The 22,169-nt window shown below is 62.3% G+C and carries 17 protein-coding genes; 7 read left to right on the top strand and 10 right to left on the bottom strand.

The window, feature by feature from the left end; all coding sequences use genetic code 11:
* Positions 1-73 precede the first annotated feature (73 nt).
* The 4 genes from ABN482_RS05085 to ABN482_RS05100 all read right to left on the bottom strand — a co-directional run bounded on the left by ABN482_RS05085 (position 74) and on the right by ABN482_RS05100 (position 3,995).
* A complete protein-coding gene (locus tag ABN482_RS05085) occupies positions 74-2,383 on the bottom strand; it encodes a RelA/SpoT family protein (RefSeq protein ID WP_349502963.1) in 2,310 nt (769 codons plus the stop codon).
* A gap of 19 nt (positions 2,384-2,402) precedes the next feature.
* Complete coding sequence (rpoZ, locus tag ABN482_RS05090; RefSeq protein WP_109060669.1) at positions 2,403-2,606, bottom strand: DNA-directed RNA polymerase subunit omega; 204 nt, start codon at positions 2,604-2,606, stop codon at positions 2,403-2,405.
* A 52-nt stretch (positions 2,607-2,658) separates the two neighbouring features.
* Positions 2,659-3,291 carry a guanylate kinase gene (gene gmk, locus ABN482_RS05095; protein WP_349502964.1) on the bottom strand — a complete coding sequence of 211 codons (633 nt, stop codon included), beginning with the start codon at positions 3,289-3,291 and terminating at the stop codon, positions 2,659-2,661.
* A 68-nt stretch (positions 3,292-3,359) separates the two neighbouring features.
* Entirely contained in the window at positions 3,360-3,995 is a 636-nt protein-coding gene (locus ABN482_RS05100) for a DedA family protein (protein ID WP_349502986.1), read from the bottom strand.
* Positions 3,996-4,185: 190 nt separating this feature from the next.
* On the opposite strand from ABN482_RS05100, the gene ABN482_RS05105 reads away from it, so the two are divergent.
* Entirely contained in the window at positions 4,186-5,250 is a 1,065-nt protein-coding gene (locus ABN482_RS05105) for a metal-dependent hydrolase (protein WP_349502965.1), read from the top strand.
* A 50-nt stretch (positions 5,251-5,300) separates the two neighbouring features.
* On the opposite strand, the gene coaBC is transcribed toward ABN482_RS05105, so the two are convergent.
* The 4 genes from coaBC to ABN482_RS05125 are packed head-to-tail and all read right to left on the bottom strand — an operon-like array spanning position 5,301 to position 10,974.
* Positions 5,301-6,533 (bottom strand): bifunctional phosphopantothenoylcysteine decarboxylase/phosphopantothenate--cysteine ligase CoaBC, encoded by a 1,233-nt coding sequence (gene coaBC / locus ABN482_RS05110; protein WP_349502966.1) that lies wholly within the window; start codon positions 6,531-6,533, stop codon positions 5,301-5,303.
* A 12-nt stretch (positions 6,534-6,545) separates the two neighbouring features.
* Positions 6,546-7,121 carry a signal peptidase II gene (gene lspA / locus ABN482_RS05115; protein WP_349502967.1) on the bottom strand — a complete coding sequence of 192 codons (576 nt, stop codon included), beginning with the start codon at positions 7,119-7,121 and terminating at the stop codon, positions 6,546-6,548.
* A gap of 18 nt (positions 7,122-7,139) precedes the next feature.
* Positions 7,140-10,007, bottom strand: coding sequence for an isoleucine--tRNA ligase (gene ileS / locus ABN482_RS05120; protein WP_349502968.1), 2,868 nt, complete (start codon positions 10,005-10,007; stop codon positions 7,140-7,142).
* Positions 9,997-10,974, bottom strand: a complete 978-nt coding sequence (locus ABN482_RS05125) for a bifunctional riboflavin kinase/FAD synthetase (RefSeq protein ID WP_349502969.1) — start codon at positions 10,972-10,974, stop codon at positions 9,997-9,999. The genes ileS and ABN482_RS05125 overlap by 11 nt, the downstream gene beginning before the upstream one ends.
* Positions 10,975-11,059: 85 nt before the next feature.
* Between ABN482_RS05125 and purN the strand changes: the two genes are divergently transcribed.
* Both purN and ABN482_RS05135 read left to right on the top strand, forming a co-directional pair.
* Entirely contained in the window at positions 11,060-11,788 is a 729-nt protein-coding gene (gene purN / locus ABN482_RS05130; RefSeq protein ID WP_349502970.1) for a phosphoribosylglycinamide formyltransferase, read from the top strand.
* A 500-nt stretch (positions 11,789-12,288) separates the two neighbouring features.
* Positions 12,289-13,530 (top strand): RsmB/NOP family class I SAM-dependent RNA methyltransferase, encoded by a 1,242-nt coding sequence (locus ABN482_RS05135; RefSeq protein WP_502877242.1) that lies wholly within the window; start codon positions 12,289-12,291, stop codon positions 13,528-13,530.
* Here the strand turns inward: ABN482_RS05135 and ABN482_RS05140 are convergent.
* Positions 13,457-14,422, bottom strand: coding sequence for a LysR family transcriptional regulator (locus ABN482_RS05140; protein WP_349502972.1), 966 nt, complete (start codon positions 14,420-14,422; stop codon positions 13,457-13,459). The genes ABN482_RS05135 and ABN482_RS05140 overlap by 74 nt on opposite strands.
* 131 nt (positions 14,423-14,553) lie before the next feature.
* On the opposite strand from ABN482_RS05140, the gene ABN482_RS05145 reads away from it, so the two are divergent.
* Both ABN482_RS05145 and ABN482_RS05150 read left to right on the top strand, forming a co-directional pair.
* A complete protein-coding gene (locus ABN482_RS05145) occupies positions 14,554-15,744 on the top strand; it encodes a serine hydrolase domain-containing protein (RefSeq protein WP_349502973.1) in 1,191 nt (396 codons plus the stop codon).
* On the top strand, positions 15,741-16,907 hold the full coding sequence (locus ABN482_RS05150; RefSeq protein WP_349502974.1) for an MFS transporter: 1,167 nt from the start codon (positions 15,741-15,743) through the stop codon (positions 16,905-16,907). Before ABN482_RS05145 ends, ABN482_RS05150 begins: the two co-directional genes overlap by 4 nt.
* Before the next feature lie 124 nt (positions 16,908-17,031).
* On the opposite strand, the gene serA is transcribed toward ABN482_RS05150, so the two are convergent.
* Positions 17,032-18,261, bottom strand: coding sequence for a phosphoglycerate dehydrogenase (gene serA, locus ABN482_RS05155; RefSeq protein WP_349502975.1), 1,230 nt, complete (start codon positions 18,259-18,261; stop codon positions 17,032-17,034).
* A gap of 194 nt (positions 18,262-18,455) precedes the next feature.
* On the opposite strand from serA, the gene ABN482_RS05160 reads away from it, so the two are divergent.
* Entirely contained in the window at positions 18,456-19,658 is a 1,203-nt protein-coding gene (locus ABN482_RS05160) for a DesA family fatty acid desaturase (RefSeq protein ID WP_349502976.1), read from the top strand.
* The gene (locus ABN482_RS05165) at positions 19,655-21,958 is read left to right on the top strand and encodes a UvrD-helicase domain-containing protein (protein WP_349502977.1); all 2,304 of its coding nucleotides are present in this window, start codon (positions 19,655-19,657) and stop codon (positions 21,956-21,958) included. The genes ABN482_RS05160 and ABN482_RS05165 overlap by 4 nt, the downstream gene beginning before the upstream one ends.
* The last annotated feature ends 211 nt before the right edge of the window (positions 21,959-22,169 follow it).

Consider the following 22,169-nt stretch of genomic DNA (forward strand, 5'->3'; position numbering starts at 1 on the left):
ATGGCTGCTGCCTGATCCGCAGATCACTGAGCTGACGATGAACAAAAATCCGCTTGCCTGAGTCTGGCCCTGGTCAGCCCTTGACGCGGATGATCTTCTGCACCTGCGGTACGTGCCGGATGGAGCGGATGACGCGGGCCAGATGCTGCCGGCTGTCGACCTGTACCGTGAGATTGACTGATACCGTGGCACTGACATCATCCTGCATGGCGACGTGCACGATATTGGAGTCGGCTGCCGTGACTTCGGCAGCGATACGGCCCAGCACGCCGCGCTCGTTGATGATGACGATTTCGAGGCGTGTGGAGAGGTGGCGGGCGGTGTGCTCGTCCCAGGCCACGTTGATCCAGCGTTCTGGTTCGCGCGCCTGCTGGCGCAAGGCGTTGGGGCAGTCGGCCGTATGTACGACCAGCCCGTGGCCGACGCGGATGCCGGCGATGACCTGATCACCCGGCAACGGGCCGCAGCAGGGTGCCAGTTGTACGGCCTGGCCTTCATTGCCCTGGATGAGCACGGGCGCATTGCGTGCCGAAGTAAGGTCGTCGTCAGCTGCGGCGGTGGTGGCCAGCAGCGGATGTTCGGGAGCAAAGCGCCGTGCCACTACGGCAGCCAGTCGCTTGCCCAGGCCGATGTCGGCCATGATCTCGTCGCGATCAACAGCGCCGCTGCTGCGCACCAGCTTGTCCCAGGCGGGATCGTCGGTGGCAGGGATCTCGATGTGCAGTGCCTGCAGTGCCTGTTGCAGCATGCGTTCGCCAAAGGCGACCGATTCGGCGTACTTGACCGTGCGCAGGTAGTGGCGGATTTCCGAACGGGCTCGCCCGGTCCGCACGTAATTGAGCCACTGCGCGTTGGGCCGCGAAGTCGATGCCGTGATGATTTCTATGCGATCGCCGCTGTGCAGCTCGGTGCGCAGTGGCACGAATTCATCGTTGACCTTGGCGGCAACGGTCTGGTTGCCGATGTCGGTATGGATGGTATAGGCGAAATCGACCGGCGTGGCACCACGCGGCAGCGAAATGATCTTGCCCTTGGGGGTGAAGACGTAGACCGAGTCCGGGAACAGATCGACCTTGACGTGCTCGAGGAACTCGCCCGAGTCGCCGGTCTGGCTCTGGATGTCGAGCAGCGATTGCAGCCACTGGTGGGTGCGCTTCTGCAACTGGTTGAGCGTGACGCCTTCTTCCTTGTAGAGCCAGTGCGCGGCGACGCCTTCCTCGGCGATCTGGTGCATGTCGCGGGTGCGGAACTGGAACTCGATCGGAGTGCCGTAGGGGCCGACCAGTGTGGTATGCAGGGACTGGTAGCCGTTCAGCTTGGGAATGGCAATGTAGTCCTTGAATTTGCCGGGCACCGGGCGATAGAGCTGGTGCAGCGTGCCCAGCGCCAGGTAGCACTCGGGCAGGGTGTGTACGATGATGCGAAAACCGTAGACATCCAGCACCTCGGAAAAGCTTTTCTTTTGCTCTTCCATCTTGCTGTAGATGCCGTAGAGGGTCTTTTCACGGCCGCTGACTTCGGCTTCGATGCCGGCAGCAGGCAACGCGGCACGCACCGTATCGGTAATTCTGTTGATGACATCGCGGCGATTGCCGCGCGCGGCCAGCACGGCCTTCTGGAGTACCCGCTGGCGGTTTGGATGGACTGCGGCGAAACAGCGGTCCTGCAGTTCGCGGAACAGGGCATTGAGACCCAGCCGGTCGGCGATGGGCGAGTAGATGTCAAGGGTTTCGCGGGCGACGCGCTTGCGTTTTTCGGGCGGTACGGCGTCGAGCGTGCGCATGTTGTGCAGCCGGTCGGCCAGCTTGACCAGGATGACGCGGACATCGCGCGCCATCGCCAGCAGCATCTTGCGGAAGCTTTCTGCCTGTTGCTGCGCCTTGCTGGCGAAATCCAGCCGATCAAGCTTGGACAGACCGTCGACCAGTTCGGCAACATCGCCACCGAAACGCTCGGTGAGTTCCTGCTTGGAGACGCCCTGATCCTCCATCACATCGTGCAACAGTGCGGCCATCAGGGCCTGTGCATCGAGCTTCCAGCCGGCGCAGATGGCCGTGACGGCGATGGGATGGGTAATGTAGGGTTCGCCGCTGGTGCGGAACTGGCCCAGATGGGCCTGGTCGGCAAAGCGGTAGGCTTCGCGAACCTGTTCGACTTCTTTCTTGTCGAGGTAGGTGGCCAGTAACTCGGCCAAGGGTGCAAAGGAAACGATGGTGGCGACATTTGGTGCTGTCGTTGCCTGGCTTGCAGGCAGCGGCAGGGCGGCCGTGCCGGCTGCGCCTTTTTTGCCGCTGGCATTCGGTGTTCTGCGACCCAGCCGGGAACCGGCCTTGATCGCTGCGATCAATCCGGAAGAGGCGTGTCTGAGTCCACTGAATGCCATGATGCCACCCGTGCCTGGGTCAGGTCGGAACTTTGCGCAGCATTTCGACGCCGGTCACACCTTCGGCGATTTCACGCAGTGCAGCCACAGTGGGCTTGTCGCGGGTTTCGATGCGCGGGGCATGGCCCTGGGCCAGCTGGCGGGCACGATAGGTCGCAGCCAGCGTGAGCTTGAAGCGGTTGGGGATCTGGTTCAGGCAGTCTTCGACGGTGATTCGGGCCATGGCATTGTCCTGTGTGAAATGGATTCGTGAAGCAGATTTTGCGTGTGCCGGATCAGTTGCCGCTGTCCTGGCTGATGCCGAGTTCGGCGAAAAGCGCAGCATGCCGCAGGGCTTGCGCGGCAAAGCGCAGACGTGCGGCGGAGATGATTCTTTTCAGTTCTGAAAGGGCAACGCTAAATTCTTGATTAATAATAACATATTCGAATTCTGGCGCGTGCGCGATTTCACCGCCTGCGGCCAGCATGCGGCGGGCAATGACTTGTTCGCTGTCCTGGCCGCGCTGGCGCAGACGCTCCTCGAGCGCATCGATCGAGGGGGGCAGGATGAAGATTCCTTGTGCCAGCGGAAAATGCTTCTTGACCTGACGGGCTCCCTGCCAGTCGATCTCGAGCAGCACATCCTGGCCCTGGACCAGGGCGCGGTCCATGATATCGCGGGGCGTGCCATAGAAATTGCCGTGCACTTCGGCCCATTCGAGCAACTGGCCGTTGTCGCGCATCTGCTTGAAGGTGTCCACGCTGAGAAAGCGATAGTGGCGACCGTCTATTTCGCCGGGGCGCGGTGTACGAGTCGTACAGGATACCGAGAGCAGAATGTCGCGGTCGGATTCCAGCAGTGCGTTGACCAGGCTGGATTTTCCGGCGCCACTTGGCGCCACGACCATGAAGATGTTTCCGGCTGACATGAGGTACTGCGTTCCTGCGCAAAAACATAAGGATAACAAGAAATGTCAGGGCCCGGCAGGTACACGACTTATTTTTTGCCCTGCACGGATACACTCTGGCGTGGCCGGATCATGGCGCGAAACAGCCACAATCCGAACAGGATGGACATGACCGTACCGGCCACCATCAGGACGTTCTGGCTGCCCCCGGCTGCCGCGACGCCTCGAGCTGCCAGCCAGCCGGGCAGCAGCATCAGCGGTACCCAGGCGATCGCCGACAGGATGTTGGCCAGTTGGAAGGGCAGGTGGCGCATGCCCATGACGCCCGCGACCAGCGGGATGGTGGAGCGGATCGGGCCCAGGAAGCGACCCAGCAGGATGGCCAGAAAGCCGTAGCGGGAAAAAAACAGCCGTGCGCGCGCCACGCCCGTACGCTGCCTGTTGAGCGGCCACCGGCGCTGGATGCCGGGACCGATCCAGCGTCCCAGGAAATATGAAATGGCATCGCCTGCCACGGCTCCGGCAATGCCCCAGGCCAGAATGGGGCCAGCCTGCAACTCGCCGCTGCCGATCAGGCCGCCGGCAAGCAGCAGCAGGGCCGTTGCAGGAATGAACAGGCCGACGACGATGAGTGATTCGCCCAGGGCGATGAGGCCCAGTATGGGGCCGGCCCAGGCGCTGTTCTGTTCGATGAATTGGCTGATCAGGTCGATATAGGCGTCGATGCCGGTCTCCTCGGTGGGATTTTTTGCCGCCGGGCCACTCCCAGGGCAAAAGGCACCCCCTTGGGGGCAGCAAGCCGCAGGCGCAGCGTGGGGGTATTTTTAGGGAGATGCACTTCAATATTTACAATCGCTGCGCTTATCATAATAGCCCCCTGAGTCGGGGAGCGTGTGACCAAAAGCATGGAGAATTATGGATTCGTTGACACAGGCCGTTCTGGGAGCAGGCATCCAGGGCGCATTGCTGGGCCGCCAGCAGGGCCGCAAGGCCTATCTGTACGGGGCAATTCTGGCGACGTTGCCGGATCTTGACGTGCTGGTGCGGTATGCCGATCCGGTATCCAGCATGACATATCACCGGGGGTTTTCGCACTCATTGCTGACGTTGACCCTGTTTTCGATCGTGCTGGCCTGGTTCCTGCGGCGCTGGAGACCTTCGCCCCGGTATTCCGGCTGGCGATTGTGGCTGGCGATATGGCTGGTTCTCATTACACACCCTCTGCTGGATGCCTTCACCAGTTATGGTACCCAGCTATGGTGGCCCTGGACGCCCATGCCGGCCAGTTGGTCCAGCATTTTCATCATCGATCCGCTCTTCACGGTGCCTTTGCTGGTGGCGACCCTGTGCGGCCTGCTGTTCGGTGCAAGACCCTGGACCTCACGCCTGAGTGCGTGGGCGCTGCTGTTGAGCAGTGCCTACCTGTTGTTCACGCTGGGGGCCAAGATGGTGGTCGAGTCACGCGTGGAGGTGGCGCTGCACGAAGAAGGCGTGACCGGCACGGCCATGTTTTCCTCGCCGACACCGTTGAACAGCCTCCTGTGGCGCGTCGTCGTGAAAACGCCGGATGACCGATACATGGAATTGTTGACCGGGCTGTTCGATGGCAAGGTGTCCGAGCGTGGCAACGCAGCATTGGGTGCCGATGAGGGGCAAGCCATCCTGGCGGGGTCGTTCTGGCATGACAGGCTGGCGTGGTTCAGTGGCGGCTGGCTGCGTTATGACCGCATCGGCGATGCGCTGGTTGTGACCGATCTGCGCATGGGGACGCCGGGCAACTACAGTTTTCGCTTCAAGATGGCTGAATATGATCCAGTCGAGGCGCAATGGAGTGTCATCGTGCCGCAGCGATGGTCGGGGCTGAATCTCGATGCGGGACGGGTGCGCCATCTGCTGGCGCGGATCTGGACGCCTTCGCAGCAGATGCCGGTACAGGACTGGCTCGATGGCATGGAGCCCAGCGGCATACTGCAAAAGTAGTCTGGGGGCATCCCGGCCGGTGCAGTACGTGCTCTGGCCGGGATGTACCCTCACGCAGCAGGAGGCGGATGGGACGTGTCCGTAGCGCTGTCGCTGGCTCGCCAGCGCTGCACGATTTCGGCAATCAGGCGGCGGGCAGCCTCCTGCTTGGGCAGCACGGGCAGGGCGGTATGGCCAGCATCATCGAAAATGGTGTACGACGCTGCGTCGGCATCCATGGTGCTTTGCGCGTCGTTGCCGATCAGGACCGGTACCTGTTTGCGGCGGCGTTTGGCTTCGGCATGGTCGCGCAGTGCCTGGGTCTCGGCGGCGAAGCCGACGCACCATGGGCCTTGTTCGAGTGCCGCGACTTCGGCCAGGATATCGGGATTGGGCACGAATTCGAGTACCGGCGTGCCATCCCTGCCTTTCTTGAGCTTGTGTTCACTGGGATTGGCGATATGCCAGTCGGCGACAGCTGCCACGGCGATGAACAGGTCGGCATCATGGGTGCGTGCCATGACCGCCTCATGCATCTGCCGGGCCGTATCGACGGTGATGCGGGTCACGCCGTATGGAGTGGGCAGGGCAGTGGGGCCGGATACCATGGTCACGGTGGCACCGGCTTCCCAGGCGGCACGCGCCAGCGCGTAGCCGGTCTTGCCGGATGATCGGTTGCTGAGGACGCGCACCGGGTCGATGGGCTCGGCCGTGGGGCCCGCCGTCAGCAGCACATGCTTGCCCTGCAGGATCTTGGGCTGGAAGTGGGCGGACAGCTCGGCCATCAGGTCGGCAGGCTCCAGCATGCGGCCTTCGCCTGTTTCACCACAGGCCTGGCTGCCACTGGCCGGGCCCAGCAGGTGGATGCCGTCCTGTACCAGTATGGCGGCATTGCGCTGTGTGGCTGGATTGGCCCACATTTCACGATTCATGGCCGGTGCGACCAGCAACGGGCAATTGCGAGCTACGCAGAGCGTGGACAGCAAATCATTGGCCTGCCCGGTGGCGAGCTTGGCCATGAAGTCGGTACTGGCCGGTGCGATCAGGATCAGGTCGGCCGCACGGCTCAGCTCGATATGCGCCATGTTGTTGGGAATGCGCGCATCCCAGGCATCGAGATAGACCGGTCGGCCCGACAGGGCCTGCATGGTGGTGGCAGTGATGAAGTGCGTAGCCGCCTCGGTCATGACGATGTCCACCGTGGCTCCGGCCTTGACGAGTAGCCGGACCAGTTCTGCGCTCTTGTAGCAGGCAATGCCACCGGTCAGGCCGAGGATGATGTGTCTATCGGTCAGGTTGTGCATGGTGCTTCCCGATCAGGGACGGCGGCGCAGCTTGAGCAGCTCGTCAAGGATCATGAGTATGGCGCCCAGGGTCAGGGCGCTGTCGGCCAGATTGAAGGCTGGAAAATATGCATTGTTCCAGTGGAACAGCAGGAAATCGATGACGTGGCCGTAGGACATGCGGTCGATGACGTTGCCGATGGCCCCGCCCAGGATCAGGCTCATGGCCAGTGCGAAACGTGGCTCATCCCCGTGGCGACGCAGCAGCCACAGGATGAAGCCGGACGCACCCAGCCCCAGCAGCGTGAAGAACCAGCGCTGCCAGCCGCCGGCATCCGCAAGGAAGCTGAAAGCCGCCCCGGGGTTGTAGACCAGCGTGAAATCGAAGAACGGCAGGATATTGAGGCGTTGTCCGTAGGTGAATTCTGCCTCGAACCAGAGCTTGGTGGCCTGGTCGATCAGGATCACTACGGCCGCCAGCAGCAGCCAGCGCCAGAAAGGCTGCCGGCGTCCGGCCTGGGATGCGGCAGTGGCTGCATCCGTCTTGGGTGAGGAGGCCGGGGCTGGCCTGGCGGCTGTACCCGGCTGGGCTGGCGTGGCGTCTTTCATGGCGTCATGCTGTAGGGTTTAGGCGGCGGTACGGGCTTCTTCCTCGCCGCGGATGGCGGCGGCCGAACGCAGCGACAGTTCCGGATACTCGGGATCCGAGCCGACATCGGGAGAATAGTGCCAGCTGCGCGCGCACTTGGGATGCTGCGACGGCTCGATGTCGATCTTCAGGCCGGCACCGCCGCCAGGATGCACATCGGCACGCGACGTGATCATCACGTACTTGAGGTCTGCGCCGAGGCTGGCCAGTACGTCATAATCGGCACCGTCGGCATGGATGTCGATTTCGGCCTGCAGCGAAGCGCCGATACGGCCTTCGGCGCGGACTTCCTCCAGCCGGCGCATGACGTCGGCGCGCACGGTGCGCACGCGTTGCCACTTTTCCAGCAGGTTGCCATCGATGGCCGGCAGGATCTGGAATGTCTCGGTGAAAATAGTCGGCGTCTGGCCGGGAGCAAAGATGGTCCAGGCCTCTTCTGCCGTGAACGACAGGATAGGGGCCATCAGCTTGAGCAGGGTCCGGGTGATGTCGTACAACGCAGTCTGGGCCGAGCGACGGGCGTGGCTCTTGGGGGCCGTGGTGTACAGGCGGTCCTTGAGAATGTCGAGGTAGAACGCCCCCAGGTCCTCGGAGCAGAATGTCTGCAGCCGGGTAACGGCAGGGTGGAATTCGTAGCGCTCGTACTGTGCCAGGATTTCGTCCTGCATCTGGGCAGTCAGCGACAGCGCATAGCGATCGATCTCGACCAGGTCCTCGAAAGCCACGCGATCCGTGTCAGGATTGAAATCGCTGGTGTTGGCGAGCAGGAAACGCAGCGTATTGCGGATGCGGCGATAACTTTCAACCACGCGCTTGAGGATTTCGTCGGAAATCGACAGTTCGCCGGAATAATCGGTCGAGGCCACCCACAGGCGCAGGATCTCGGCTCCCAGATCCTGGTTGATGGTTTGCGGGACGATGGTGTTGCCCAGCGACTTGCTCATCTTGCGGCCCTGGCCATCGACGGTGAAACCGTGCGTGAGCAGCGCCTTGTAGGGCGGGCGACCATACAGCATGCAGGCCGTCAGCAGGGAGGAATGGAACCAGCCACGGTGCTGGTCGGAGCCTTCCAGGTACAGGTCGGCCGGCCAGCCCAGCTCGTCGCCGTGCGAACCCTTGATCTTGAGCGCGCTGTGCGCGGCCTCGGCAGTTTCCTGCAGGGGATCGCCGCCGAGTACGGTGGCGTGGGTACTGCCGGAATCGAACCAGACATCGAGCGTGTCCTTGTTCTTTTCGTACTGATCGGCCTCGTCACCCAGCAGTTCACGAGGATCGAGTGTTTGCCAGGCTTCGATGCCGTGCTGTTCGACCCGCTGCGCAATGGCTTCGAGCAGTTCAGGGGTGCGTGGGTGCAGTTCGCCCGTTTCCCTGTGCACGAAGAACGCCATCGGCACACCCCATTGGCGCTGGCGCGACAGGGTCCAGTCGGGACGGTTGGCAATCATGTTGTGCAGGCGTGCCTTGCCCCAGGCGGGATAGAAAGCAGTTGCCTCGATGCCTGCAAGTGCCTTTTCGCGCAGGGTGGCGCTGCCGTCGGTGGGCTGTACGTCCATGCCGGCAAACCACTGGCTGGTGGCACGGTAGATGATGGGGGTCTTGTGGCGCCAGCAGTGCATGTAGCTGTGTGGCAGCTTGGCGACCTGCAGCAGTGTGCCGGCATCACGCAGCGCGTCGACGATCTTCGGGTTGGCATCCCAGATCTTGAGGCCGCCGAACAGGGGCAGCGAGTCGGCATAGTGGCCGTTGCCCATGACGGGATTGATGAAGTCGGCATCGACAATGCCGTTGGCCTTGCAGGAGAGGAAGTCATCTACCCCATAGGCAGGTGCCGAGTGGACGATGCCGGTCCCGGTGTCGGTCGTGACGTAGTCGCCCAGGAAAATGGGCGAGGTGCGTGCGTAGCCGGCATCGGCCTGCGCCAGCGGATGATGGAAGCGGATGTGGTCCAATGCCTGTCCGGCGCAGGTGGCGATGACTTCGCCCTGCAGGCCCCATTGATCGAGGCACGGCTGTACGCGCTCGCTGGTCAGCAGCAGCAGCGGGCCGAAAGCCGGTGCCGGCGTGACGCGGACCAGTGCGTACTCCACCTCGGGATGGACATTGAGCGCCTGGTTGGACGGAATCGTCCAGGGCGTGGTGGTCCAGATGACGATGGCCCCGGCGTCGACCTGCGGCAGGCCGAAGGCGCGTGCCAGTGCGTCGGTATCGGCAAACGGGAAGGCGACATCGACGGCGGGATCGGTACGGTCGGCGTACTCGACCTCGGCCTCGGCCAGTGCCGAACCACAGTCAAAGCACCAGTTGACCGGTTTCAGGCCGCGGAATACATAGCCTTTTTCCATGATGCGGCCCAGTACGCGGATTTCGTTGGCCTCGTTCTGGAAATTCATGGTCAGGTAAGGACGCTCCCATTCCGCCAGCACACCCAGGCGCTTGAAGTCGCGCTTCTGGCGTTCGATCTGCTCGGTGGCGTAGGCGCGTGCCTTGGCGAGCACTTCTGCGGTCGGCAGGTGCTTGCCGTATTTTTTCTCGATCTGGATTTCGATGGGCATGCCATGGCAGTCCCAGCCCGGCACATAATGGGCATCGTAGCCAGCCATGTTGCGGCTCTTGACGATGATGTCCTTGAGAATGCGATTGAGCGCATGGCCCAGATGGATGTCGCCATTGGCGTAGGGCGGGCCGTCATGCAGCACGAAACGCGGGCGGCCCTTGCTGGCGGCACGGATCGCATCGTAGATACGGTTCCTTTCCCATTCTTCAATCCAGCCCGGCTCGCGCTTGGGCAGATTGCCACGCATGGGGAAGGGTGTATCGGGGAAGTTCAGCGTATCTTTATAGTCCATGACGGGAAAAGTAATCGTAAGCGAGCCGGACATCGTTCTGGATGGCGGCGGTCAGTGAATCCAGATCGGAAAAGCGTTGTTCATCCCGCAGCAATTGCAGGAATTCGATCCGCACGAGTTTACCGTATGCCTGCAAACGCGCTTTCGAAAAGGCCGGGTCGCGGGCCTGCAGGGGATCGGGTTCAGTCAGGGCATGGACTTCGAGCACCATGCGGCGGCTCTGATCCACGGTTGGGCGCATGCCCAGGTTGGCGACGCCGGCAAAGGGGGCTGTGTCGAGGCCATGCACCTGTACGACGTAGACACCCGCCCGGGCTGCACAGCGGGCGGGCGGGCGGATGTTCATGGTTGGAAAGCCCAGTGTGCGGCCCAGTTTGCGGCCATGCAGCACATGACCGCTGATAGTCCAGGCACGACCCAGGTGAGCCTTGGCATCGTCAAGATTGCCATCGGCCAGTGCCTGGCGGATGCCGGAACTGGAAATGCGCTGCCCTTCAGGGTCGGTCACATCCTCCATGACCTCGACCTCGATACCGTGCTGCTGTCCAAGCCCACGCAGCAGCTCGACGTTGCCGCGACGCTGATGTCCGAAGCGGAAGTCGCGGCCCACCAGCAGCCAGCGCGCCTGCAGCGTGCCGGCCAATAATTCGGTGACGAAATCCTCGGCAGGCATGGCAGCCAGGTGCGCATTGAAGCGTTGCAGACTGATCTGGCGGATGCCGCAGGCCCGGATCGCCGCCAGCCGGTCGCGCAGCGTATAAATGCGGGCGGGGGCCAGTTCGGGATGGCCGCGCAGGTGCGCGAAATATTCCTTGGGGTGCGGCTCGAAGGTCATCACGGCAGGCGATAGTTCGCGTGCGGCAGCCGCGTCATGGACGCGGGCCAGGATGGCCTGGTGTCCCAGGTGGACGCCGTCGAAGTTGCCGATGGTCAGCGCACAGGGACCGTTGGATGCGGGAAAAGACATGCCTGATGGAAATTAATTTATATGAATGATGCACCTGCCGGCGAAAGTTTACAATGTCGGGTTCGCCGCCTGGGTCGCCATTTTCATGGAAAGCGCTATTTTGCCGGATTTTTCTTCTTCGTTGCCCGATCGGGGCCATTCGTCTGCCGTGCCGTGCAGATTCGTCATCCTGGTTTCGGGCCAGGGCAGCAATATGCAGGCCATTGTGCAGGCCTGTCGTGAGCAGGGCTGGCCGGCCGACATCGTAGCCGTCATCGCCAATCGCGAAGAAGCCGCCGGACTCGCATGGGCCCAGGCGCAGGGTATAGAAACAGCCTGTGTGCCGCACCGCGACTACTCGAGCCGCGAGGCTTTCGACCAGGCGCTGGCCGATGCCATCGACCGATACTCGCCCGACTATGTATTGCTGGCTGGTTTCATGCGTGTCCTGACGCCGGGCTTCGTGCGCCATTTCGAGCACCGGCTGGTCAATATCCATCCGTCACTGTTGCCGGCCTTTCCGGGCCTGCATACGCATGCTCAGGCACTGGCCAAGGGCGTGCAGGTGCATGGCTGCACGGTACATTTCGTGACACCGCTGCTCGATAGTGGCCCCATCATTGCGCAGGGGGCCGTGCCGATTCTTGCAGGTGATGCGCCGGAGGCTCTGGCGCAGCGCGTGTTGCAGGTGGAACATCGCATTTATCCGCAGGTGGCACGCTGGCTGTCCGAAGGACGGGTCGAGATGGGCGAGGCGGGACGTGTGGAAGTGCAGGGCGTGGAAAGCCGCTTTTTCTATGGCGGCGATGTACAGATAACCGGAGGTCAGCAATGAACGAGAAACGACAGTCGCGACAGCCGCGCTGGGTCAAGACAGGTACGCGCCCCGAACAGGGGCAGGGCCGGCCGACGGAACGCAAAAGTCGTCCAGGTGCGCGGCCGGAAACCGGCACACGCGGGCCTGCCGGCGGGCAGCGTGATGGGGTGCGCAAGGAAACATCACGCCAGGATCCAGGTGCGCGCCGCGCGTCGGGCAGCGCCGGGCGCGGTCGCAGCGAGGGGGAGGGTGCCAACAGTCGCTTTGACCGGGCAGAGCGTGGCGTACGTGCAGATCGCACTGAACGCACGGATCGTGCAGAACGTACCGAACGCGCAGATCGCAGAGAGCGGCCTGTACGCTCCGAACGACCTGAACGCGTCGGTCGTGTGGCGCGTCCTGATCGTCAGGATTCCGGCGCGCGTCGCGAGTTGGGCAGCCGCCCTGACAACCGTCGACGCTTCGAGGTCGCCGAGGCGGCACCGCGTGGTGGCCGTGTTGGCATTCGCCTCGAGCAACTGCGCCAGGTACTCGATCTGGTGCTGAACTGGCAGCAGCCCGCCGATGTGGCGCTGTCCCGCTGGTTCAAGGAAAATGCCCGTCTGGGCAGCCGCGACCGGGGTGAACTGGCCGAGGGCCTGTACGACACTTTGCGTCATCTGCGACGTTACCGCCAGATGGCGACAAGTGGCCATGGCACGGCGACGCGCCGCCTGGCGATCCTGGGGCTGTCGGCTACGCTGGGGGCCGCTGCGCTCGAAGAGGCGCTGGAGATGGATGAGCGCGCCTGGCTCGAGCATGTCGGTCGCATTGATCCTCAAAGCCAGTCGAGGGCGGTGCGGCACAGCCTGCCCGACTGGCTGGACGAGAAGATCGGTGCGCTGGCCGAGCCCGAGGCACTGGCCCAGGCGCTCAACCAGCCTGCGCCGCTCGACCTGCGCGTCAATCCGCTCAAGGCCGAGCGCGACGCCATGATGACGGTGCTGCAGGCCCAGCTGGGCGAGCTGTCGGACAAGCTGACGGCGACACCGTACTCTCCCTGGGGCATGCGGCTGGATATGCATTTGCCGCTCAATCGCTGGAGCCAGTTCACGGACGGGCAGATCGAGGTGCAGGACGAAGGCAGCCAATTGCTGGCCCTGATGGTCGGTCCCAAGCGGCAGGAAACCGTGGTTGATTTTTGTGCCGGTGCCGGTGGCAAGACATTGCTGCTGGGTGCGCTGATGCGTTCCACGGGGCGGCTGTATGCCATGGATGTGTCGGCTGCGCGGCTGGCCAATGCCAAGCCGAGACTGGCCCGCAGCGGACTGTCGAATGTGATTCCGATCGCCCTGAGCAGCGAAAATGATACCCGCGTGAAGCGCCTGTCAGGCAAGGCGCATCGGGTGCTGGTCGATGCACCCTGCAGCGGTACGGGTACGCTGCGCCGCAATCCTGACCTGAAATGGCGCCAGACGCCGGAAAGCCTGGCCGCGCTGGTGGAGATACAGGCACGCATTCTCAATTCGGCAGCGCGTTGCGTGGCACCGGGCGGCAGGCTCGTATACGCCACCTGCAGCATTCTGCCGGACGAGAACGAAGCCCAGATCGAAGCATTCCTGGCACAGCATCCGGATTTTGAATTGCTTGACGCACGGGAAGTGCTGGGAGATCGGGTGCCTGCGCTGGTGCTGGACGGCCCCTATCTCAGCCTGAGGTCGGATGTGCATGGCACGGATGGCTTCTTTGCAGCGGCATTGCAGAGGAAGGCAACTGGCTGAGGGGCTCCTCAGGAAATACGTGCTCGCACAGGAAATCCACCAGGGCCCGCACTTTCGGTGATGGGTGCCTGCTGGCCGGCCACAGTACATGGAAAACACCCGTGCGCTCCACGTAGTCGGTCAGAACAGACTCCAGGCGGCCATCGGCCAGTGCTTCGCGAATGGAAAAGTCCGGCAGGTAGGCAATCCCCAGCCCTTGCAGCGCGAAGCACACACGCGTCTCGATGTTGTTGCAGATCATCGACGTGGGGAGCTGCAGCGGTGGCTCGCCCGGCGCAAGGCGCAGTGCCCAATGTTCCAGTTTGCCACTGTAGCCTGAGCGGTAGTGCAGGCAGCGGTGCTGCAGCAGATCGGCGGGCACTTGCGGCCTGCCATGTCGCTCAAGGTAATCCGGGGAAGCGACCAGCAAAGAACGGAATGTACCCAGTCGGCGCGCCGTCAGGCGGGAGTCGGCGGGTTCGCCCGTGCGTACGACGGCATCGAAGCCATCCTGGATCACATCGACCATCTGGTCGGTAAAGTCCAGATCCAGCTCGATGTCGGGATAGGTACGCATGAATTCGCCCAGTACCGGCAGGACCAGTGTGCTGACCAGTGGCAGGCTGATTCGCAGGCGTCCGCGCGGAGCGTTGCTGGCCTGTGACAGTTCCTGCTCTGCGGCTTCGATCTCAGCCAGGATGCGTCGACTGCGTTCCAGGAACAGTGTGCCCTCAGCCGTCAGCGTGATACTGCGCGTGCTGCGATGGAACAGGCGTACCCCGAGTTTTTCCTCAAGTCGCGCCACGCTCTTGCCGATGGCCGAGGCCGACACGCCCAGCAGCCGGCCGGCCGCGACGAAGCTGCGCGTTTCGGCGACCTGCACGAACACTGTGAAGCCATTCAAACTGTCCATATCACCCTCCAATTGCGGAAGTTATGTTCCGTATAAATAGGAACTGTAGCCTGCTTTTTCTTTAATGATGGGTTTTCTATCGTAACGGCATCGCCAATCAAATAACCGATCAAGTCGAGGACGTTGCCGTGATGACCCCCATTTCTTTCCTGAACCCAGGTGTGCCGCCAGCCCATCTTCCCGCCCGTCTTCGGTCTGTTATCCAGCAGGCACTGGACGAACGGCGATTGGTCGGTGCTGTCGTGCTCGTGGCGCGCGATGGCGAGTTGATCCATCAGCAGGCTGCCGGATGGGCAGATCGTGAGCATGCGCATCCGATGACGCTTGACACGATCTTCCGGCTGGCCTCGGTCAGCAAGCCCATCGTGTCGGTTGCGGCACTGGTATTGGTGGCGCAGGAACGACTTGCGCTGGATGACGATATTGCGCGCTGGCTGCCCGAATTCCAACCCCGACTGGGCGATGGCTCGCCAGCACGGATTACCGTGCGCCACTTGCTCAGCCACACCGCAGGTCTGGGCTATCGCTTTTTCGAGGCAGATGCACAAGGGCCCTATGCGCAGGCAGGCGTGTCGGATGGCATGGACGCGTCAGGCATTACTCTGGACGAAAACCTGCGTCGTATCGCCAGCGTGCCGCTGCTGTACCCGCCAGGTGCAGGCTGGGGCTATTCGCTGGCGACCGATGTGCTGGGTGCCCTGATTGCGCGCGTCCACGGTACGCCGCTGGACGAAGCGATACGCCAACTGGTGACTGGCCCGCTGAGCATGACGGATACCGGCTTCATCGCGCATGACCTTCAGCGCGTAGCGACAGCCTATGTGAATGATGCTCCGGAGCCACACCGACTGGCCGAGCGTGAAACAATCTCTGCTTTCGAGGGGGCAGTCGGCATTTCCTACAGCCCTGCGCGTATCTTCGATGCGGCTGCCTTTCCTTCTGGCGGCGCGGGCATGGCAGGCACGGCCGCTGATTTGCTGCGCTTGCTGGAAAGCCTGCGCCAGTGGGGTGGCACGTTGCTGTCCGACGAACTGATCGAGGAGATGGGGCGTGATCAGACCCCGGGTCTTGAGCTGCCCAATGCGCCGGGTTTCGGCTTCGGCCTGGGCTGGTCAGTGCTGCGCGATCCGCAGCGTGCCGCATCGCCGGAATCGCCAGGCACCTGGCGCTGGGGTGGTGCCTATGGTCATGCCTGGTTCGTGGATCGGACCCAGGGCCTGAGTGTAGTGGCCTTCACCAACACGCTGTACGAGGGTATGTCTGGTCGTTTTGTCACGGATCTGCGCGATGCCGTCTATGGTGTGCAGGGGGCGACTCGATGAAAACTCAGGCACGAGACCGCTTGCCGCTTGCATCGCTGCTGGCGCTGGCCACGGCTGCATTCATCACTATCCTGACCGAGGCCCTGCCGGCAGGGCTGTTGCCGCAGATGGCGCAGGACCTGGCCGTATCCGAGGCATGGGTCGGGCAGGCCGTCACCCTCTATGCCCTTGGCTCGCTGGTCGCGGCCATCCCGCTGACAACTGCCACGCAGGGCGTGCGTCGTCGTCCGTTGCTGCTGGCAGCCATTGCGGGCTTTGTGATGGCCAATACCGTGACAACGGTTTCCGGCAGCTATGCCGTGACGATGGTGGCGCGCTTTCTCGCCGGTGTGTCGGCGGGGTTGCTGTGGGCACTGCTGGCGGGTTATGCCGCACGCATGGTGCCTGATCATTTGAAGGGCAGGGCGATTGCCATTGCCATGGTCGGTACCCCTTTGGCACTGTCGCTGGGTGTGCCCGCAGGGACGTTCCTGGGCAATCTGGTGGGTTGGCGGATGTGCTTTGGCATGATGAGCATGCTGGCTCTGGTGCTGATGGCGTGGGTACGCATTCAGGTGCCTGATTTTGCCGGACAGGCCGCGGGCAAGCGTTTGCCGCTCGGGCGTGTATTCACCATGCCGGGAATTCGACCGGTGCTCTTTGTGGTATTGGCCTTTGTGCTGGCACACAATATTCTTTATACCTATATTGCGCCCTTTCTGGCAGCAGCAGGCATGGGTAAGCGCACGGATCTGGTGCTGCTGGTGTTTGGCATGGCATCCCTGCTGGGCATCGGGATCATCGGTGTGTTGATCGACCGACATCTGCGCATGCTGATATTGGTCAGCACGATGCTGTTCGGCCTGTCGGCATTGCTGCTCGGCATCGCGACCAATGCTGTAGCCGTCTATGCCGCTGTGGCTATCTGGGGGCTGGCGTTTGGTGGTGCTGCAACGCTGTTTCAGACGGCCATTGCAAGGACTGCGGCAGAGGCCGCCGATGTGGCGCAGTCCATGCTGGTCACGGCCTGGAATATGGCGATTGCCGGTGGTGGAATGATTGGCGGCGTGTTGTTGGATCGCCTGGGCGTTGTGGCGTTTTCACCCGTGCTGATGTTGTTGCTGGCTGTTACCCTTGCCGTGGTGTGGGTCTCAGGACGACAGGGCTTTTCAAGCCTGGCGTGATACCAGAACGCAGACGATAAAAACGCTGCTATCTCAGTCGAAAACAGCAGCGTTTTTCAGCGAGGCAGGCGGTACGCAGCGGTGCCTGGCAGCACAGCAACATGCTGCCAGAAATATCAGCGCCTCAGAACAGCACGCGGCAGCGGATCGTGCCGTTGACCTGTGCCAGTTTTTCCTGTGCCAGTTCGGACGAGGCGGCATCGAGGTCGATGACCACGTAGCCGACGTTGCCGCTGGTCTGCAGGTACTGCGACGAGATATTGATGTTGTTCTCGGACAGGATGCGGTTGATTTCCGACATGACGCCCGGCACGTTCTGGTGGACGTGCAGCAGACGATGCTTGTCGGGATGCTCGGGCAGGGCCACTTCGGGGAAGTTGACGGCGGAGGTGGTGGTACCGTTGTCGCTGTAGCGAACCAGCTTTTCGGCCACTTCCTTGCCGATGTTCTCCTGGGCTTCCATGGTCGAGCCGCCGACGTGCGGGGTCAGGATCACGTTGTCCAGGCCGCGCAGCGGCGAGACGAACTCTTCGTTGTTGTTGCCCGGTTCCTTGGGGAACACATCAATGGCGGCACCCGACAGCTTCTTGGCCTTGAGTGCTTCGACCAGGGGATCGATTTCGACCACGGTACCGCGCGATGCATTGATCAGAATGCCGCCCGGCTTGATGGCCGCGATTTCCTTGGCCCCGATCATCCATTTGGTAGAGGGGGTCTGGGGCACGTGCAGGCTGACGATATCGCTCTGGCCCAGCAGGTCGTACAGGTCGGCGACCTGATGGGCATTGCCCAGCGAGAGCTTGTTGATGACATCGTAATAGATCACGCGCATGCCCAGCGACTCGGCCAGTACCGACAGTTGGGTACCGATTGCGCCGTAGCCGACGATGCCCAGGGTCTTGCCGCGGATCTCGAAAGAGTTGGCGGCAGATTTGCGCCAGACGCCGTCATGCGCCAGCTTGCTTTTTTCGGGCACGCCGCGCAGCAGCAGGATGGCTTCGGCCAGCACCAGTTCGGCCACCGAACGGGTGTTGGAGTAGGGTGCATTGAAAACAGCCACGCCACGCTCGCGGGCAGCATCCAGGTTGACCTGGTTGGTGCCGATGCAGAAGCAGCCCACAGCAACCAGCTTCTTGGCGTGCTCGAAGATGTCGGCAGTCAACTGGCTCTGGGAGCGAAGGCCGATGAAGTGTACGTCGGCGATCTTTTCCTTGAGGGCATCGCCCTGCAGGGCGGTGGTCAGGTTTTCGATCTGGGTGTAGCCCGCCTGGCGCAGGATTTCGCTGGCCGAGGGGTGGATTCCTTCGAGAAACAGGAACTTGATCTTGCTCTTGTCCAAAGATGTTTTGCTCATGTCTGGCGTGTGCCCGGGAAAGAGGGGTTGAAAAGTAACCGAACCATTATATGCCTGCCTTTGGGGTGTTGCTTTTACTAGCACATAAACCTGAATAGCACAAAACTTTTCTGCCATACGGCTGTCATATCTCAAGCGGCTGGATTAAACTCCGGCTATCTGGTTTTTATTTTCAATGAGGTCCGACACGCCATATGGATTACATCCTCGCGTTTCTCTCCAACGGCCTGACTGACGCCTCCTGGTGGCAGATCGTCGTGTTCACTCTGGTGGTGACTCACATCACTATTGCAGCCGTCACGATCTACCTGCATCGCTGCCAGGCACACCGTGGCCTTGACCTGCATCCGGCCGTGGCGCATTTTTTCCGCTTCTGGCTGTGGCTGACCACCGGCATGGTCACCAAGCAGTGGGTGGCCATCCACCGCAAGCACCATGCCCGCTGCGAGCGCGACGGTGACCCACATTCACCCATGGTCTACGGGATCTGGCGTGTGCTGTTCCGCGGGGCCGAGCTCTACCGTGACGAATCCAATAATCGAGAAACTCTCGACAAGTTCGGCAAGGGCACGCCTGATGACTGGATGGAGCGCAATGTCTATTCGCGCTACAGCGCGCGCGGCATCATGCTGATGATGCTGATCGACGTATTGCTGTTCGGCGCGGTCGGATTGACCGTCTGGGCCGTGCAGATGGCCTGGATTCCCTTCTGGGCAGCTGGCGTGGTCAATGGCCTGGGCCATTTCTGGGGCTATCGCAATTTTGCCAGCCCGGACACCAGCACCAACATCAGTCCCTGGGGCATCATCATCGGTGGCGAAGAGCTGCACAACAACCACCACGCCCATGCCTCGTCGGCCAAGTTTTCCAGCAAGTGGTACGAGTTCGACGTAGGCTGGGTCTATATCAGCTTCATGCGCATGCTGGGGCTGGCCACGGTCAAGAAGGTCGCACCCAAGCTGAAGCTGGGCGAGGACCAGGGTTCGATCAGCCTGGATACGTTGCAAGGCGTGATCACGCACCGCTATGAGATCATGGCGCGCTATGCCGACATGCTCAAGAAGGCCGGCAGCCAGGAACTGACCCGTCTGCAGGCCAAGGCTTCGGGTGCCAATCTGGCGTTGTTCCGCAAGGCGCGCCGTGCGTTGCACAAGAGTGAGGATGATGCTTCGCTCAAGCCCGAGCATCGCGCCCAGCTTGATGAAGTGCTGAGCAGCAACCAGAAGCTGTCCACCATGGTGCAGATGCGCCGCGAACTGTCCCGTCTCTGGGAAAGCTCGAGCGCCAGCAGCGAGCAGTTGCTGGCTGATCTTCAGGCGTGGTGCCAGCGTGCCCAGCAAAGTGGCATTGCCCAACTCGATGAATTTGCCCAGCGCCTGCGCCGTTACGCAGCATGATCGAGTCACTCAATCCACAGCAGCGTGCCGCCGTCACGCTGGAACCCCGCCATGCCCTGGTGCTGGCGGGAGCAGGCAGCGGCAAGACCCGGGTACTGACCACACGCATGGCCTGGCTGATACAGACAGGCCAGGTCACCCCTTACGGACTGATGGCGGTGACTTTCACCAACAAGGCGGCCCGCGAGATGTTGACGCGGGTCGCAGCCATTTTGCCCATCGATACGCGCGGCCTCTGGGTCGGCACCTTTCATGGCCTGTGCAATCGCATGCTGCGCGCGCACCATCGCGATGCCGGCCTGCCACAGACTTTCCAGATACTGGACAGCGCCGATCAACTGTCTGCCATCAAGCGGCTGCTCAAGGGCGCAGGCATCGATGATGACAAATATCCGCCGCGCGATGTGCAACGGTTCATCAACAATGCCAAGGAGTCGGGACTGCGCCCGGCCCAGGTTGAGGCCTGGGACAATTTCAGCCGCAAGCAGGTCGAAATCTATGAGATGTACGATGCCCAGTGCCAGCGCGAGGGTGTGGTCGATTTTGCCGAACTGCTGTTGCGCGCCTATGAGCTGCTGAGCCGCAATGCACCGATCCGCGAGCATTATCAGCGTCGCTTTCGGCATATCCTGGTCGATGAGTTCCAGGATACCAATGCCCTGCAGTACAAGTGGCTGACGCTGCTGGCAGGCGATGGCGCGGCGCTGTTCGCGGTGGGCGACGACGACCAGTCGATCTATGCCTTCCGCGGTGCCAATGTCGGCAACATGGCCGATTTCGAGCGCGACTATGCGCAGGGCAACGTGATCCGCCTGGAGCAGAACTATCGCTCTTATGGACACATCCTGGATGCGGCCAATGCGCTGATCGAGCACAACGATGGCCGCATGGGCAAGAATCTCTGGACCGACCAGGGGGCAGGCGAGCCGGTGCGCATCATGGAGCAGCCTTCCGACCTGCTCGAGGCACAATGGGTGCTGGACGAGATCCGCAGCCTGGTCTCTGACGGCTGCCCACGGCATGAGATTGCCATTCTCTATCGCAGCAATGCGCAGTCCCGGGTCATCGAGCACCAACTGTTCACGGCGGGTATCCCTTATCGCGTATATGGCGGGCTGCGCTTTTTCGAGCGCCAGGAAATCAAGCATGCGCTGGCCTACATGCGACTGCTGGCCAATCCGGGTGACGATACGGCCTGGCTGCGCGTGGTCAACTTCCCGGCGCGCGGGATCGGTGCCCGTACGCTGGAGTCGCAGGCCGACGCCGCACGGACACATGGTGTCAGCCTGGCCGATGCCGTGCCTTTCGTGGCCGGACGCGGCGGCAGCAGCCTGGCCCAGTTTGCCACGCTGATCGCCCAGATGCGCGAGGACACGCGTCGGCTGTCTCTGCCTGAGCTGGTGGATCATGTCATTGCAGCCAGTGGATTGCGCGCCTTTTATCAAGGCGAGCGCGAAGGTGCCGAACGGCTGGAAAACCTGTCCGAGCTGATCAACGCAGCCGCCGCCTTTGCCGGGGAGTCCGGTTACGAGGGACTGTCTGCCGGAGAACTGCCACCGCCTGTGCCGTTTGCGCCCTTGGATGCGCCGGCATTGGCAACGGACGAAGTGGCAGGCGCTGCTGTTGTGAATGTGATGACACCGCTCTCGGCCTTTCTGTCGCATGCCTCGCTTGAGGCGGGTGATAACCAGGCCCAGGCGGGTGAAGATGCCGTGCAGATGATGACGGTTCATGCCGCCAAGGGGCTGGAGTTCAAGGCGGTGTTCGTGACTGGTCTGGAAGAAGGGCTGTTTCCGCATGAAAACAGCCTGCTGGAACAGTCCGGTCTCGAAGAGGAGCGGCGCCTGATGTACGTGGCCATGACGCGTGCGCGGGAGCGTCTCTACCTGAGCCTGGCGCAAAGCCGGATGCTGCATGGGCAGACACGTTACGCAATGCGTTCGCGTTTCCTGGAGGAAGTGCCGGAAGAGCATGTCAAGTGGCTGACGCCCCGAGTGCGCGAGAGCCGTTCCTGGGACGGCGGTGCGGCGTCGTCGGGCTGGAATACGCCCCGTGATGCCTTTGGCCGGCCGGATTCCGGTACGACCAGTCCGCGTGGTGGTCGCCTCGGTGGTGCCAGCGTGACTGTGGGCGATCAGCAGTTCCGTATCGGCCAGGGCGTGCGCCATGCCCGCTTTGGTGAAGGGACGATCATTGGGCTGAGCGGGCAGGGGCAGGATGCGCAGGCCCAGATTCAGTTCCAGGATGTGGGGGCCAAGACGCTGGCGTTGGGGATTGCCAAGTTGGATGTGGTGGCTTGATCTTGGGAAGACACGCCAGGGTGGCGCTGCTGTGAGGGCAGCGCTGTCTGTTTCCGGTCCTGGCACCTGGACGGTGCAGGACTGCCCACGACAGCATCCAACAGACGGGCAGCGGGACAAACTCGCAGCGCTTCGCGCTGCTCAGACAGGTCCCGCTGAAGGCCCCCGCCTGTTGGATGCTGTCGTGGCGTTCAACAAAACAGCGCTGCCC

It is taken from the genome of Corticimicrobacter sp. (assembly GCF_040137905.1).
Classification (GTDB): Bacteria; Pseudomonadota; Gammaproteobacteria; order Burkholderiales; family Burkholderiaceae_B; genus Corticimicrobacter.